17 protein-coding genes and 1 pseudogene are annotated in these 15,462 nt (G+C 60.5%); 2 read left to right on the forward strand and 16 right to left on the reverse strand.

Annotated elements, in window-relative coordinates; genetic code table 11:
• Positions 1 to 148: 148 nt before the first annotated feature.
• Complete coding sequence (locus AC629_RS10940; protein ID WP_084804780.1) at positions 149 to 661, forward strand: winged helix-turn-helix transcriptional regulator; 513 nt, start codon at positions 149 to 151, stop codon at positions 659 to 661.
• A gap of 172 nt (positions 662 to 833) precedes the next feature.
• Here AC629_RS10940 and hemA read toward each other — a convergent pair.
• The 8 genes and pseudogenes from hemA to AC629_RS10985 form a co-directional block, all read right to left on the reverse strand.
• Positions 834 to 2,061, reverse strand: a pseudogene (gene hemA / locus AC629_RS10945) (5-aminolevulinate synthase).
• A 321-nt stretch (positions 2,062 to 2,382) separates the two neighbouring features.
• A complete protein-coding gene (locus AC629_RS10950; RefSeq protein WP_084804781.1) occupies positions 2,383 to 2,592 on the reverse strand; it encodes a hypothetical protein in 210 nt (69 codons plus the stop codon).
• Positions 2,593 to 2,892: 300 nt separating this feature from the next.
• The gene (locus AC629_RS10960) at positions 2,893 to 3,627 is read right to left on the reverse strand and encodes a hypothetical protein (protein ID WP_245331801.1); all 735 of its coding nucleotides are present in this window, start codon (positions 3,625 to 3,627) and stop codon (positions 2,893 to 2,895) included.
• Positions 3,628 to 3,738: 111 nt separating this feature from the next.
• Positions 3,739 to 4,758 carry an alcohol dehydrogenase catalytic domain-containing protein gene (locus AC629_RS10965; protein ID WP_084804784.1) on the reverse strand — a complete coding sequence of 340 codons (1,020 nt, stop codon included), beginning with the start codon at positions 4,756 to 4,758 and terminating at the stop codon, positions 3,739 to 3,741.
• A 322-nt stretch (positions 4,759 to 5,080) separates the two neighbouring features.
• On the reverse strand, positions 5,081 to 5,821 hold the full coding sequence (locus AC629_RS10970; RefSeq protein WP_084804785.1) for a hypothetical protein: 741 nt from the start codon (positions 5,819 to 5,821) through the stop codon (positions 5,081 to 5,083).
• Entirely contained in the window at positions 5,818 to 6,444 is a 627-nt protein-coding gene (locus tag AC629_RS10975; protein WP_084804786.1) for a flavin reductase family protein, read from the reverse strand. Before AC629_RS10975 ends, AC629_RS10970 begins: the two co-directional genes overlap by 4 nt.
• A 106-nt stretch (positions 6,445 to 6,550) precedes the next feature.
• On the reverse strand, positions 6,551 to 6,799 hold the full coding sequence (locus tag AC629_RS10980; protein WP_143199050.1) for a hypothetical protein: 249 nt from the start codon (positions 6,797 to 6,799) through the stop codon (positions 6,551 to 6,553).
• Positions 6,800 to 6,849: 50 nt separating this feature from the next.
• Positions 6,850 to 7,686: an SDR family NAD(P)-dependent oxidoreductase gene (locus tag AC629_RS10985; RefSeq protein WP_084804811.1), complete on the reverse strand. Its 837-nt coding sequence runs from the start codon at positions 7,684 to 7,686 to the stop codon at positions 6,850 to 6,852.
• A gap of 97 nt (positions 7,687 to 7,783) precedes the next feature.
• Between AC629_RS10985 and AC629_RS10990 the strand changes: the two genes are divergently transcribed.
• Positions 7,784 to 8,698: a LysR family transcriptional regulator gene (locus AC629_RS10990; protein ID WP_084804788.1), complete on the forward strand. Its 915-nt coding sequence runs from the start codon at positions 7,784 to 7,786 to the stop codon at positions 8,696 to 8,698.
• Between the two features lie 50 nt (positions 8,699 to 8,748).
• Here the strand turns inward: AC629_RS10990 and AC629_RS10995 are convergent, their stop codons facing one another.
• The 8 genes from AC629_RS10995 to AC629_RS11030 all read right to left on the reverse strand — a co-directional run bounded on the left by AC629_RS10995 (position 8,749) and on the right by AC629_RS11030 (position 15,299).
• Positions 8,749 to 8,982: a DUF6894 family protein gene (locus AC629_RS10995; protein ID WP_084804789.1), complete on the reverse strand. Its 234-nt coding sequence runs from the start codon at positions 8,980 to 8,982 to the stop codon at positions 8,749 to 8,751.
• Positions 8,983 to 9,168: 186 nt separating this feature from the next.
• The gene (locus AC629_RS11000; RefSeq protein ID WP_084804790.1) at positions 9,169 to 9,477 is read right to left on the reverse strand and encodes a hypothetical protein; all 309 of its coding nucleotides are present in this window, start codon (positions 9,475 to 9,477) and stop codon (positions 9,169 to 9,171) included.
• Positions 9,478 to 9,714: 237 nt separating this feature from the next.
• A complete protein-coding gene (locus AC629_RS11005; protein WP_245331802.1) occupies positions 9,715 to 10,914 on the reverse strand; it encodes an HlyD family secretion protein in 1,200 nt (399 codons plus the stop codon).
• Between the two features lie 11 nt (positions 10,915 to 10,925).
• On the reverse strand, positions 10,926 to 11,129 hold the full coding sequence (locus tag AC629_RS11010; RefSeq protein ID WP_084804791.1) for a DUF1656 domain-containing protein: 204 nt from the start codon (positions 11,127 to 11,129) through the stop codon (positions 10,926 to 10,928).
• Positions 11,129 to 13,069 (reverse strand): FUSC family protein, encoded by a 1,941-nt coding sequence (locus AC629_RS11015; RefSeq protein ID WP_084804792.1) that lies wholly within the window; start codon positions 13,067 to 13,069, stop codon positions 11,129 to 11,131. Before AC629_RS11015 ends, AC629_RS11010 begins: the two co-directional genes overlap by 1 nt.
• Positions 13,070 to 13,110: 41 nt before the next feature.
• Positions 13,111 to 13,581 (reverse strand): winged helix-turn-helix domain-containing protein, encoded by a 471-nt coding sequence (locus AC629_RS11020; protein WP_084804793.1) that lies wholly within the window; start codon positions 13,579 to 13,581, stop codon positions 13,111 to 13,113.
• A gap of 631 nt (positions 13,582 to 14,212) precedes the next feature.
• Positions 14,213 to 14,848: a response regulator transcription factor gene (locus AC629_RS11025; RefSeq protein WP_084804794.1), complete on the reverse strand. Its 636-nt coding sequence runs from the start codon at positions 14,846 to 14,848 to the stop codon at positions 14,213 to 14,215.
• 235 nt (positions 14,849 to 15,083) lie between these two features.
• Entirely contained in the window at positions 15,084 to 15,299 is a 216-nt protein-coding gene (locus AC629_RS11030) for a hypothetical protein (RefSeq protein ID WP_084804795.1), read from the reverse strand.
• Between the last annotated feature and the right edge of the window lie 163 nt (positions 15,300 to 15,462).

The following is a 15,462-nucleotide window of genomic DNA, read 5'->3' on the forward strand; positions in this document are numbered from 1 at the left end:
CTATTTTAGAACTGTCAATATGATACTCATCATCCAATTCTTGGATTTGCGACGATTTGCGGCGAGTATTGCGATATCCCATTGAAATTTCGTCAGTTCTAATTTAGAATTTATTTTGACTCGCCGTGGCAAATTGCTGGAGACACGAATGAAATGGGATGCTCTCGAGGAAGAGCCTTGCTCGCTGGCGCGCACAGTTGCGGTTATCGGTGACCGCTGGAGCCTGCTCATCCTCCGCGAATGCTTTCTGCGCATCCGCAGATTCGATGAATTTCAGGCGTCGCTAGGAATTACCCGGCACCTTCTCGCCGACCGGCTCAAGAAGCTGGTGCGCTTTGGTGTGCTTCGCCGGGTTCCCTACCAGGAATCGCCGAAGCGTTACGAGTACATCCTGACGCAAAAGGGCCTCGACCTCTATCCGATCATCATGTCGATCGTGCACTGGGGTAACATCCACATGGTCGACTCGCGCGGAAGGCCGATGCTGCATGAGCACAAGAACTGCGGGAAGATGTTCGATCCCGTGATGGTCTGCTCGGAATGTGGAGAGCCGCTGACGGCCAAGGCCGTTCATGTGCATCCGGGCCCCGGCGCGCGGCAATCGTCGCCGGTGCATGCCAAGGCGCAGGAGAGAGCCAAGAGAGGCGCTGAATCGACCTAGATTTCCTGAGCAGTTGAGGTCCCCCTATCCTTTTCGAAAAGAGGACCGAGCGGAAACGCGTTCGAAAATAACTCAGGCGCGCAAACGGCCGCGCCATCCAGGTTGAGAGCATCGAGAAAGTGCGTTCACAAAAGACCTCCCCCTTGCTCTCAGACAATTTTCCGAACGGACGTCACTCCGCCGCGAGGGCGTGGTGTCGCCGCGGCAACCCAAGCTGCCCCCATACGTCAACCAATGCTTCAGCAAGCGCATCGATCAGGGCGTCATCGTGGTAGGGCGTCGGCGTGATACGCAGCCGCTCGGTGCCGCGCGGGACGGTCGGATAGTTGATTGGCTGGACGTAGATGCCGTGCTCGGCGAGCAGAAGGTCGCAGGCCTCTCGACATTTTTCCGGATCGGCCACCATCACCGGCACTATGTGCGTGTCGGTCGGCATCACCGGCAGGCCCGCCGCATTGAGCACGGACTTTACCCTCGCCGCGCGGTCCTGATGGCGGTCGCGCTCCCATTGCGAAATCTTGAGGTGCCGGATCCGCGGTAGCGGCGGCGCAGACCGCCGGCGGCAGGGCGGTGGTGAAGATGAATCCCGGCGCGTAAGAGCGTACCGCATCGATGACGTCGGCACTCGCCGCGATATAGCCGCCGAGACCGCCGAAGGCCTTCGCCAGCGTGCCCTCGATCACGTCGATACGGTGCAGGGCGCCTTCACGCGCGGCGATGCCAGCACCGCGCTGGCCATACATCCCGGCCGAATGAACCTCGTCGATATAGGTCATGGCGCCATAACGCTCCGCGAGGTCACAGATGCGGTTCACCGGTGCGACGTCGCCGTCCATCGAGTAGAGGGCCTCGAACACGATCAGCTTCGGCCGCTCCGGTGCCTCCGCCGCCAACAATTCTTCGAGATGACCGACGTCGTTGTGGCGCCAGATCCTCTTCTCCACGCCGGCACGCAGCACGCCCTCGATCATCGAATTGTGGTTCCAGGCGTCCGACAGGATCACGCAGTTCGGCAGCAGCTTGGCGATCGTCGCGATGCCGGTCTCGTTGGACACATAGCCCGAAGTGAAGACCAGTGCCGATTCCTTGCCGTGCAGGTCGGCGAGCTCGCGCTCCAATTCAACCAGCGGATGGTTGGTGCCGGAAATGTTTCGGGTGCCGCCGGCGCCCCCGCCCATGCGGGTCGCGGTTTCGACCATGGCACCGATCACCTTCGGATGCTGGCCCATGCCGAGATAGTCGTTCGAGCACCAGATCACAACCGGCTGCGGGCCATCCGGGGAATGCCATGTCGCGTGCGGAAAACGACCAGCGATGCGCTCGAGATCGGCAAACACGCGGTAGCGCCGTTCGGCGTGCAGGCGGGCCAGCGCGGCGGAGAAGAAATAATCATAGGTCATCGAGCAAACCCTCCGTCCGGTTTGTGCTCAACGATCGGGACTTTCCGATCCAAAGAGCCGCCGTGCCCCTCTGATCCGGCGCCGTCGCGTATCAAGCCAAGGGGCGGCCGGTCCTCGGGAGGGAAGGACCGGCCGCGGGAAGCCACGGCGAAGGGACAAGCGCCGGGGCGAAGCACTTGCGAAGGTGTCTGTCTCCGCGAGGAAAATTGGTATCGGACAAAGAATGTCGGTGCGAGTGAAGCAGTGCAAATCTCAGCAAATCGTCGCGAATGCGCCGGCCTGACATGGATCACATCCGTTAGGAGAAGTGATCTGGCCTTCCTAAGCTCCCCTGCCATCCTGCTTGCCGATCACACACCGCCATCCGGCAAGGCGCTCGGCCGGATGCTCCTTCATCCAATCGGCAAGCTGCGGTGCGCCCATCATGCACGACTGCACTGATACGTTAGCGAAGTCCGAGGTGGTGACGGTCTGCTCGTAGCAATTTGTCGGAGAGGACAGACTGCAGAGCACGGCAATGATCTTGATCACGACAGCAGATCCCCGCCACTAACCGAGTGAACTGCCGGCCCTTGGTCGCCCTGCTCGTTAGCGGGAGCAGCCGTCGGGAAGACGCTTTCATATATCGCACGAGCTTCTCGAATTAGGTGGATACGCTCGCGCTCGGATTTTGAAACAAATCGAACAACCTCACCCATAGTAAGCTCCCATTGAATTACAATCATCATTCCTTTTGGAGACTTGGGGTTATTGACTCCGGCTTTGAAGCCCCGCAGGTGGTAACGAAGAGATAAAAAGCGCGTGACGTCTAGGTCGGCCGAGAAGAGCAACCTAAGAGAAGGCAACGTCGCTGATGTCGATCGATACCATCAGCATATCCAATATCGGGCGCCAATCGCGGCCGCGCGTATATGCACGACGCTTGCTCGGCAAGCGCATGCCGTTGGCCTCGGTATATTCCAGCATCAGTTGCGCGGCGGGGAAGCCACCCGCAATATTGACGTTGTAGTCGTGGCGGCGGAGCTCGAGCTTCTCGTCAAAGAAGAAATCCTGCACTTCGCAATGCGTCCCGATCGAGCCGGGAAAATAGACACGCAGCACCCGCCATGTCTCCTTCCCCTCTTGCCAGGGTGCAGTCTCCTCGACGCGGACGCCGTCCATTACAAAGGCGAAGGGCGTCGCGAGGTAGGTCCATAGGGCCTCGCCGTTGAAATAGGCGAGATGGAGAGGATCCCACGGCGTATGCATCTGGTGCCCGGCAAACGAATCCTTGGGCGCAAACCGGTCACCAACGATGGTTCCGTCGAGCTTCTCAACAGCGATCCGCTCGGGCGTGAACATGATGCGTTGATCCGCGGCTCCAAAATTCGAGAGTGTCGCTCGCTCCTCGTGCAGCCACACAGTCAAACGGCGCGGATCTGCGTCCATCAAAGCGCCCTTTAAGGCAAAGAAGCCGCCGCGAGCGACAATCGTGGCCTCAACCGTGTTGTAGCTTCGCCAGCGCTCCAGACCGCCGTGCGCACCGAGAACTTTCCTCAGTAACTCGTTCATGGGTTTCCTTTCCAATCCTCGAGCGCGACAGCCTGCATTTGGAAACGCTCGCGCGCACGTGTACGGCCGCCGGTCAGATGGCTCGGCACTTCCGAAAGATCGCCGCTCATATTCGACTCGCCGTTGTCACGGTTCCATCGTCAGGACCATGCGAAAGCGTGCCTTGCCTGACATCATCCTCGCGTAGGCGGACGCTGCCTGTCCGAGCGGGACCGTTTCGATCATCGCCGAGGCTCCGCTCAGCGCGCTGAAACGGAGCGTTGCGTCACCTGTGGCCGGATCGCCCGCGAGAGCGCCGCGAAGCTTCCGATTTCCGAATATCAGGTCCGCACTCGATGTTTCGATCGGCTCCGGTCCGACGCCGAGGACGATCGAGATGCCTTCGGGACGCAGACCTTTGAAGGTTTCAGCAACCACCTTGCCGCCCGACGCGGTGATCAGAATCACCTTCGCGCCGCCGAGTTTCTGTAGAGCGGCGCCGGCGTCCGTTGATGCGCTGTCGATGAAATGATGGGCGCCGAGTTTCTTCGCCAGTTCGGCTATGTCGTCGCCGCGCGCAATCGCCGCGACCTCGAAGCCCATGTAACGCGCATATTGCATCGCCAAGTGACCAAGCCCGCCGATGCCGATTATCGCAACGAGATCGCCCGCCTTCGCCGGCGCGTTTCTTAGAGCGCTGAACGTCGTAAGTCCGGCACAAAGCAGCGGCGCCGCGTCAACCGAGGACAGATCGTCGGGTATCGACATGAGACCGCTCGCCTTGACGAGCAAGACTTCGGCATAGCCGCCGTCGTGATGTATTCCCGTGTTTTCCTGGTTCTGACAGTTCACAAGGTCGCCGCCGCGGCAAAATTCGCAATAACCGCAGGAGCCAGCGAGAAAGCCGACGCCGACCCTTTGGCCGACTTGCCAACCGCGAACGCCGGATCCCACCGCGTCAATGCGTCCGACGACCTCGTGGCCGGGAACACGCGGATAAGTAATGCCAGGGAAACTTCCCTCGACTGTCGCGGCGTCCGAGTGGCAAACACCGCACGCCTCGACACGAATGCGCACCTGGTCGTGGCCGGGATCCTGAAGCGGCCGCCTCACTTCAGCGAACTCTCCTGGTTTCCGTACCTCGATGGCTTTGTAGGTCTCACTCATTTTCGAAGCTCTCGCTCATTTCCGTTGCTCGCTGTTCGGACATCCGGGAGCCGACGCGATCCTGCCGCGGCGTATTCAAGTCACGGGATGCTGAGATGAGTTCGTAACCATCGCTCCACCATTCCGCTGGGCAAATTCGTATTCGAGAGAGAGCGTCTGTGCGAGTAAAGCGGTGCAAATCTCAGCAAGTCGTCGCGAGCTCGGATGCCAGTGCTTCGACTCGGTCGCGATGACGTGCAGCTTTTTCTCTTCGAGCAGCAACAATCGATGGCCGCCTACGGACTACACATGTGGTCCGCAGGCCGCGAAGCTCGGTCAGCTCTCAGCCACCAGATTCGGCCGTCTCAGAGAAGGCAACGTTGCTGATGTCGATGGAAACCATCAGCATATCCAGAATCGGACGCCGGTCGGGGCCGCGCGTGTAGGCGCGACGCTTGCTTGGCAAGCGCACACCATTGGCCTCGGTATATTCCAGCATCAGTTGCGCGGCGGAGAAGCCACCGGCGATGTTGACGCTGTAGTCGTGGCGGCGGAGTTCGAATTTCTCGTCGAAGAAGAAATCCTGAACCTGGCAATGCGTCTCGATCGAGCCGGGAAAATAGACACGCAGCACCCGCCACCTCTCCTTCCCCTCTTGCCAGGGCGCAGTCTCCTCGACGCGGAACCCGTCCATCGCAAAGGCAAAGGGCGTCGCGAGGTAGGTCCACAGCGCCTCGCCGTTGAAATAGGCGCGATGCAGAGGGTCCCAGGGCGTGTGCATCTGGTGTCCGGCAAACGAATCCCTGGGCATGCGCCGCTCCGCGACTATGGTGCCGTCGAGCTTCTCGATTGCGATGCGATCGGGCGTGAACATCGTGCGCTGATCGGCCGCGCCATAAGGGGTGACTGACGATCGCTCCTCGTGCAGCCATACCGTCATGCGGCGCGGATTTGCATCCTGCAAGACGCCCTTCAAAGGGAAAAAGCCGCCGCCGCTGACAATGGTGGCCTCAACCTTATTGTAGCTACGCCAGCGCTCCAGACCGCCGTGCGCGTCGAGAACTTTCGTCAGCAACTCGTTCATGGCCTTCCTTTCCAATCCTCGAGCGCGATCGCCGGCATTTCGAAGCGCTCGCGCGTGCGCGTGTACCAGCCGCCTTCCATGCGACCGATCAAGTCGAGCTTTTCGGCATCGACATGCTGGCGGGCCGCATCAGTCACAGCCTCATCTTTGACATGCACCATCAGAATCTTGCCGAGCACCAGTCCGAAGCCGCCGAGCGCGATTTCCTGCATGAAACTGCATTCCATCGAGACCGGCGCTTCTGCGATACGGGGAATGCCGACCCGCATCGAGGGCGCCAACGAGAGTCCCGCCTCTTTCGGCTCCTCGACGTCTCTGGGAAACGCGATCGACGTGACGCGCATCTGCTGGGCCAGCGCGAACGGCACTAGATTGACGACGAATTGCTCATTGGCGCGGATATTGGCGCGGGTGTCCTTTGGCTCGGCCGGTCCCTTGCTGCCGACGCCGATGCCTACGGTCGCGGGGTCGCTGCCAAACACATTGAAGAACGAGAACGGCGCGGCGTTGGTTGCGCCGGCAGCATTACGCGTCGTTACCCATGCGATCGGCCGCGGCAAAACGGTCGCAAGCAGCAATCTGTACCGCTCGGGGGCGCCCATCTTTACGAAATCGAACTGCACGGCTTCTCCGATTCTCAGGTTGCGTGGCTAATCCGGTCGGCTCTAAGCGCGATGGGATCGGATTGAATCACGATCGCGCTCTGGCTCTTTGCTTGCACACTCGCCGTCAGCTTTGTGGCTTGCTCCCGGGAGACTGCTTGTGCGCCGTCAAGACCTGGATCTGACTGGGCGAGGCAGGCATGCCACCCAGCGTCAGCGCGGGAACGGAAGGAGCCTCCTGAACATGTGCCGCGCCCATCACGGAAACCTGGTGCACGGTGATCGGAAAGCCCGTCGGAAGCTCGGCAGCGGCAGCCACATCGATTCCATTTGCGATGGCGAGGGCAACGGCGGCAAACAGCACTAGACGTTTCATGATTGCATCTCCTTTGGCTCTACGTTCCTTGGGTTACGGTGGTGATTGAGTCACTTCGCCGACGCTACGGCAGCCTTCGGCGCGGCGTTCACTCCGACGCTGTATCGGGGAGCCGGGACGGCGCTTGAGAGCTTGCCGGACATCGCGCGGCGGGCGCCCTCGTATCCGTCCCAGTCGGCCTTGTCGGCGAGCGAGGGAATGGTGACGACCTCGCCCTGGTCGAGACCGGCCAGTGCGGCATCGACCATGTCATCGGCGGACATCACGATCGCGGTCGGGAGGTGGTGCAGTGGCACGCCGGCGGCGTCCCAGAAGTCTGTCGCGGTTGCGCCGGGCAGCACGGCCTGGACGCGCACGCCCTTATCGGCGAGTTCGTGGTGCAGCGATAGCGAGAAAGCCAGCACATAGGCTTTGCTGCCACCGTAAACGCCATTGAGCGTTTCGGGAGAGATCGCGACGATCGACGAGATGTTGATGATGGTGCCGGCGCCGCGTGCGACGAAGCTTGGAGCCGTCGCATAGGTCAATCGGGTCAGCGCGCCGACGTTGAGGCGGACCATGTCGTCCATCTTCTCGACGTCGGCATTGAGCAATGGCGCCGTGGCGCCGACGCCGGCATTGTTGACCAGCAGCGCGATATCCGCATTCGCGCGCAGGATCGCCTCGACCCTGGCAAGATCCGTCTTGTCGTTGAGATCGGCTGCGACCGTGTCGACGGAGCGGCCGGTCGAATTTCTCAGGCGCTGCGCGAGGCCAGCGAGACGGGTCTTGTCGCGGGCGACCAGGATCAGGTCGTAGCCGCGTTTGGCCAGACGGTCGGCATAGATGGCGCCGATGCCAGCCGATGCGCCGGTGATGAGGGCAGTGCCTTTCGTTGTGGTGCTCATGGACGTCTCCTTTGCCGTCCACACCTAAGGCCTTCCGAAATTTGGCGCTATGCGGTAAAGTCGAGAGCTATCTTTCCAAAAAATGGAAGAGCGACCGATGGATCGCCTGGAATCGATGTCGACCTTTCTTGCGGTGGTCGAGACCGGCAGCCTGTCGGCTGCGGCGCGGCAATTGAAAACGCCCCTGGCAACAATCAGCCGCAAGGTCTCCGAACTCGAGTCCCATCTGCGGACCAAGCTGTTCAACCGGTCGAGCCGCAAGCTGGTCCTGACCGACGCAGGCAGCTCCTATTTTGCCGCGTGCAAGCGGATTCTGGCCGACGTGACCGAGGCCGAGCGCGCCGCCTCCGGCGAATATTCCGCGCCGACCGGAGAGCTGATCATCACGGCTCCGGTCGGGCTTGGCCGCACTTGCCTCATCCCGATCCTGGCTGATTTCCTCAAGGCCTACCCTGATATCAAGGCGAGTTTGCTCCTCGCCGATCGCGTGCAGAGCCTGTTTCAGGAGCAGATCGACATCGGGCTACGCATCGGCGCCCTGCCCGACAGCAGCCTGATCGCGGTACGTCTCGGCGCGACGCGCCGCGTGGTGTGCGCCAGCCCCGCCTATCTCGCAACCCGCGGCACGCCGCGCACGCCGGACGAACTCGCCGGGCATGACTGCATCACCTATGCGGGCTTTATGTCACCCGATGTCTGGACATTCTTCAAAGACACGACGACCGTCGCAGTGCCAGTCCGCGCGCGGCTCGTGGTCGGCAGCGCCGAGGCGGCCTGCGATGCCGCGTGCGCGGGCATTGGAATTACCTCCGCCTTCGCCTATCACTTCCAGACGGCGCTCGCGCGCGGAGCCCTCACGACCTTGCTCGACGAATTCCAGCCGGCACCACTGCCGGTCAACCTCGTGTACACGGCCAACCGGTTTCTGCCGATCAAGGTCCGCGCCTTCCTCGATTTTGCGGCGCCGCGGCTGAAGCGAGTCTTCGCGGAATTTCAGCCGCCTGCTATCTAGGTGGGACAGGTCCTGTTTGGCCCAAAGAATCGCCCGGATCATGGCGAACTTCAATGGGGCCTACCGAGCACGAACGTGAAGGGCACAACGAAGAGCTCATCGCCCTGATCGTCGCTGACGTGCAGGACCCAGTCACGCCAATCCTCGAGGCTGCGCTCGCTCGTGAAGGATAGTACGACGCGGGTCGCATGATCGCGCGCCTCAGCGAGGTCGCCCACCACGGCGCCGCGGTGGTCGACGAAAACCTTCTTCGTGTTGGAGCAATGGAAATAGACCTGGGTCATATTCAACCTCCTCAAGATAGGGCGGATAGCCACGCGATCTCAGCGTTGCTGCTGTCCTAGACGGCGCGGCACGAAAGCCGGAAGCGGCGATGCCGTGAAGATTTGGAACCACATCCAGGTGGTCATGAGAGGAAATAGGATCATCTGCGCACCTCGTAGGTTGCAATTTATTGAGGCGTGTGGGGCTTAGCCGCCGCACTTCGTCGCCAGCAGGTCGTTGAAGGCGTTAATCACGGAATCGAGCGCAACCAACACCTGCGCGCCGTCGACGCGGTTAGCAGCGGCGTGCCGCAGCACCACTGACTCATAGAATGAGGCGGCGTAGGCGCGACAAGTCTTCTCTTTGTCAGCAGCATTAGCTGGTTGGCTCTGTACCATGGCCGAGCGCGCGCAAGAGCCGTCGATGTCCTTGTTTGAGGGGCACTCCGCCGCGATCGCGGGAATCGTAGATGCGTTAATCGCGGCAGATGCGATGAGAACAGCGATTCTCCTCATGAGCGAACTCCATAACGCGAGTTGTTGCGAGGAGAGTTACAGTTCTGCGTGTCTATCTTCTATTGCACGCGAGTCGTTCCAGGTACGGCTGTGGTTGCGCCGCATAAACCTTGGCTTAGAAAAGACGCGCGACAATTTCGGACGCGGCAGACGGGCCACCGCCGCTTAGCGAGTGGCGGCACCAAACTCAGTCGACGGTGGACGCGGTCGCCTGCACTTCCAGCTAATGACCGCTTTTTACGGCGACGGAGAGTAAGAGCCAGGAATGCAGTCTGGCCGCGCCGAAGCTCCGCCGATAAATCCGAAGAAGCTCGTCTCGAGTTCGGCGCGAACTCTTTGCAAGAGCGTTCTGTCCTCCCCGTCCTTGCCGTCCCTGATCGTGACAGTTGCGGTCAAGCCGGATACCAGTGGCACGCCGGGCGGCACCTTGTCGATCGCGATCCGGACCGGCACGCGCTGCGCCAAGCGTACCCAGGTGTAAACGGGATCGACGTTTGGCAACCCCTGCGTGGAAGCCGCTGCGTTGGATACGCTGACGCCACGCGTCACTGTTGCGATGTGACCCATGATCGGCGCCGAGTAGCCCATCAGTTTTGCCTCGGCACGGTCACCCACGCACAGGCGGGCCAGCTTGGTCTCCTCGAAATAGCCATCAACCCAGTAGCTGTCCGTGTCGATGATCGAAACGTTGGTAGCGCCTTCCCGCGCGTAGTCTCCTTCCCGGAGCAGGAGATTGGTGACAATTCCATTCACCGGACTGCGCACTTCAGTGCGCCGCAGGTTGATCTCCGCTTGCCGGACCTGCTGCTGAGCCGAATCGACGGCGGCCTTTGCCTGCAGCGCATTTCCCTCATAGATCTGCTTCTCTTCGGTGCTGCTCGCCAGATCCGACAAACGTCGCCGACGTTCGGACTGCAAATCCTTCACGCTGAGGTCCGCCATCCTTTGCTGCAAGACCGCCTTGTTCGTGCGCAGTGCGACGTCAAAATCGAAGGGATCAATGACATACAAAAGGTCGCCTTTGTGCACGAATTGGTTGTCGACAATTCGCAGTTCCGTGATTTGACCGGAAATCTGCGGCGCCACACTTGCCACTTGAACTCGCACACGCCCATCGCGTGTCCAGGGCCCGGCGTTATAATGGTCCCAAGCGACGAGAGCGATCAGCACCGCAACGACTGCGATCCCGGCTGTAGCCGCCATGCGCAGCAGAAACCGCGCGGTGCGCAAGGCGCCACCTCGCTGCCGTACCACGGACTTGCCGGAGGACGAGACGATCGGTTTGTTGTTTGGATAACCTTCCGATGCCCTTCGTGCGACGTCGTCGAGCTCACTGGCTTGGCCATCCGATGCGTCACCGACACTCGGCGAAGAGCGCGTGACGGTTGCCTGCATCTCGTCTTGCTGAACAGCGTCTTCACGAATGGCCGCATCCATGGCCAACTCCTCTAGAACAACAGCACCAATAAGCTAAGGATAGTCACGTACAGACTGAGCTCAGCAACCGAGGCGTGACTGAACATCTTCGCAAAGCCGACGACATGCAAAAGCGGTCGCAGGACAACGATGAGGACAAGAGCCGCCACCAAATAGGTTGCGAACGGGGCGAACAGGACGCCTCCGACCACCAGCTCTGCAAAGGTGTGTACCATCAGGTTGCCTCCTGGGAGAAGTCGACGCCGCTGCCCCGATCCAGGATCTTGCTTGTCAGGATTAGGCACGCAGCAGCGTCTGCCTCGATCGAGTCTGTCTGTGGGGCCATTTCACGCACCCGGCGCGCAATAGTGCGCAGGGTCGGCGTATCTCGCTCGACGATCGCCGCGCGCGCTTCATCTGCCGATGTTGCAAGTGGCCCATCGGTGAACTGCATCAGCTTCGCATTGCAAAGCCGAACCATCGCCGATTGGTCGAAGCAGGAGAGCATTTCCGCGAGGGCGCGACTGTCCTGCGCTCCTCCAACGGCCAGAAATTGCCCGATTCGCGAAGCGTCCCGGAACGTTGCCTCTTCCGGAGCTTCTCTATTGTGCTCGGCCGGCTCCTGCAGCTCGTTGCGGGCCTCCGCGAGCAGCCGCATCCGGCGCTCGCGATCGGAGACGGGCGGAATTAGCGTCTGTGCCGCAAGCAACAGCGAAGCCGCCGCCACAAGAAATAGAGAGGTGAAGAGGAAGCTTTGCGGATTATAGGTCTGCGGATTGCTCGGTGCCAAGATAATCGGGATGAAAAGCAGATTGACGCGACCGAGTGATGACCACAGAAGGTTTTGTGACTTCATGAGAACGGCTGCGCCGACCGTAAAGGGAGCCATGGCGATCGCCAACAGGGGAAAGGCGTCGGCGCCATTGAGGATGAAGAACTCGAGTATGCCGGTCAGGACAGCAGCGATCGGCGTACCAACAAGCGTGATGGCGGTGAAGCCGCGCGCGTTCGGTGCTGTCGCTCCCAATCCGATTATCAGCGCAACAAAGGACAGCGAAACACTCGCCGCAGGCCATCCGGCCCAAACGTAGACAATCGAGGCAATTGCAAGCCATAGAGCGGCGCGGACACCACTTTCAACTGCAGTTCTGTAGGATCGATACAAGGGGGCGCGCCAGGCCCTCAGTGGCCATCGCGCCGACCTCAGGGCTAGCAGATCCTGGCGAACCTCTTCATCCCCACGCAGAAATTCTCGGGCTGCCCATGCCGAAGCTTCGGTCTCAACGTCACGTACACGTTTCTGTCCCGCCACGAGTTCCGGCAGCCGCTGCGCCGGCAAGCCGGAATCGTCCGCTCGCTCGATTGCAGCTCTTGCCTGGTCGCAAGCCGTGTCATCGACATCAACAGGGCCGTTGTTCAAGATCCGGGCTGCCTGCAATTCAGCAATCAACCCGACCGCCACGCTGCGGGCGGCGACGCTTCTGACGGAGCCGCTGCTCGACTCGAGAGCCACGCTCGCGATCTCGGGACGGAGCGCAACGATTTCCCGAAGTAGCGTCAGGAATGTAGTCGAGTTGTCTGGTTTGCCGCGGAAGGTTCCGCTCGCATACTCGCGAACGCGGCGACGGATCGCCGCGAGTTGCACCATGAGTCGCGGATGACGGTCGGGGGTATACATCAATGTATTTATGACCGCCATCGACAGAATGCCGACAGCGATCGCGGCGCCGCGCGCCACGCCGGATTCAAACACGTGCTGCGGGGTGTCGATCTGCTGTGTCGCAATTATTGCAACGGTGTAGCCGGACAATACCGCGGCATAGGCCCGATAGCCGTCCAAAAGGTTCGCCGCAAAGACGCAAATGCCAATCCACACCGCAAATGCTGCGAGGATCAGATCTCTCGCCTGGGAGAAGAGTCCGGTGATTGCGATTGATGCTGTCACGCCCACAATAGTGCCGAACAAGCGAAAGCCTGCCTTGTCCAGCGCCTGACCGCGGGTCGGTTCGGCAAGAATTCCGACGGTAACCGCCGCCGAGGCCGGGGCTTCAAGCTGCAGCCAAAAACTCACGAACAAGGCCAGGAGCATAGCCAGCCAAACGCGGATGGCAAAGGTCCATGAACTGACCGGAATCTTCGCTACAGTGAACGGCTGCTCTGCTACTGTCGTGACCACGCTAAAGCCTCACCGAATTTTTCGGATGCTTCCACTCGCGCTCAGTTCTCGTGTCCCGACACCTCGACCGAGGCGACGAAGCGGTAGCCACGTCCGGGGATGTTGACGATGAACCGATGCCCGTCGCGGCCGTCGCGAAGAGCGCGACGCAATGCGGACATGTGGACCGTCAGGTTGGCAGGCTCGACAAAGACATTTGGCCAAACCCGAGCCATCAAGTCCTGCTTGCTGACCAGCTGACCGCGGCGTTCAAGCAGAGCAATCAGGATCTCCAGAGCGCGGCTTCCGAGGGACACGGGCTTGTCGCCCTCCCGCAAAAGAAACTGCGTCGGAAGCAGGCAGAACGGCCCGAACAAAACTTTGGCTTGAGCGGCGCCAGCCGATCCGATTTGTTTCTCGGAGAATGGCTTGTCCGCACCCGGCGTTTGAACAGCGCGTTCCACGTCAAGTCCCGGTTCGGGATCAAATTGCGCCAAGCCTCTGAAAGCTGCAGTCGATCCTGATGCGCGCATTATGACCTCGCGTGCTTTGGCAGGGCTGGTCCCCGCAAAGGTGCTCGTAAGGCGCAATTTGATGGTTTGCAGTGCGGCGGGCTATTGCACCGGGGTGGCACGCAACGACAGATTTGGTTGCGTTGCCTAAACCTAGATTTACAAGCGGCGTGATTCAATCGGGTGCAGTGACATTGTGAGTGCTATGGCAGGATCAAGGACGCCGCAGGCTAGATCATTTCGCGATGACACCGCATGGTGCATATCAAAATGATCGCCCACGGTGATCTTCGTGAAGCTACCCACGCGTCTGCGCGGCGCATCGTGATCGATAAACCGACGTATATTGGATGTATCCGACTTCGGTAATGCGAACATCCCTCAGCACACTCGCGCCATACCCGCGTACAATAGAGTCAGCGGCCCCTCTGCGGTAACGATTCAATCGATGCGGACCGCCTAGTGCACAGCAGCCCGCTCTTTGTTTGCTCCGGCACGCAGTGCCGGGAATCGCAGCGGAACCGGACCCGCGAGCCGGCAGTTGCAAGAACAGGTCGGCGGCGTAGCGCCCGCCGGCCTTTTTTGTTTGCCAGGAGATCACGCAACTGGGGGATATTTGACCGTGCGAATGGCACGCCCCGCAAGGGCCAGCTCAGGAGCGTTGCGACGTATTGGGCACCAGCTTGAGCTTGTCAGCCATTCGGCCGAGTTCGGGAAGCGAACCGGCCTGCATCTTCTGCATCGCCCTGCTGCGATGCACTTTCACCGTGGCCTCAGCGATGCCGATCTCATGGGCAATCTGTTTGCTCAAGCGGCCGCGAGCAACCTGGATCACGATCTCGCGCTCCCTGGGGCTTAGCGACCCGAAACGCTCCCTGAGAACGGCCAGGTCCTTGTCATTTTCCCGCCGTTCACGGTCGCGAGAGAGGCCGAGCTGAATGGCGTCGAGGAGATCCTGATCGCGGAACGGCTTGGTCAGAAACTCGATGGCACCTCTCTTCATCGCTTGCACGGACATTGGGATGTCGCCATGCCCGGTGATGAAGATGATCGGAATCTCCCTGTTTGCTGCGGCGAGTTCGCGCTGAAGATCGAGGCCGCTTTGGCCGGGCAACCTGATGTCGAGCACCAGGCAGTTGGGGCAATCCGGTGGATCGGATTTGAGGAAATCGGAAATTGACGCAAATAGCTGAACATTAATGCCGAGCGATCGCAGCAGGCGTCCAACAGACGCGCGAAGATCCGGATCGTCGTCGATGACCAACACGGTGGAGGTTGCGTCAGACATCGCTGCTGCTCGAAAAAGATCGCGAAAATCAGCCTTTGTCTAGGTTTGCGGCCAGATCGCGCATTTTTAGTCCTAATCCTGGAACCTGAACAGCCCCATTTTTTTCCCAGAGGATGCGCGCGGGGTACACCAAAGTTTACGCACGCTGACACAGCTCGCCTTCGTCAGACGCACTTTCGGCTGAAGTTCCATCTACGACTGGCAGGATAGCAGCTGAGTGATGCTGCCCATCAGCTCACGCACTCCACTCGCGTTCAGCGACAGCAACCGATCGAGCGCACACCTCGGCCGCATCATCGCGCGAAGCCTTCTCAGCTCGCCGCTCGTAGTCGTCGGCAAGCGCCTTGAGCTGACCCGCAATCGCCTGGTCAGTCATGGTCTTCGCGGTGCGGAGCAACGTCTGCGCTGTCTTCAGATATTCCTTGCCTCGTTGTGAGATCTGAAGGGTCATGACGCCCTCGCGCGGTTCTCGGGCGACTGCTCGAAGGCGATTTGGAGCCAGCCCATCCAATTGCGGTCATTTTGACGGCGCGCTTTGAAGCGATCGACGCACTTCCTGGAACAAAGCGGGGTTCGCCACGAATAATGCCGGACGAGCCCAAACTTGCCATCAC

The sequence above is a fragment of the Bradyrhizobium sp. NAS80.1 genome (assembly GCF_001908205.1).
In the GTDB taxonomy this organism is placed as follows: Bacteria; Pseudomonadota; Alphaproteobacteria; order Rhizobiales; family Xanthobacteraceae; genus Bradyrhizobium.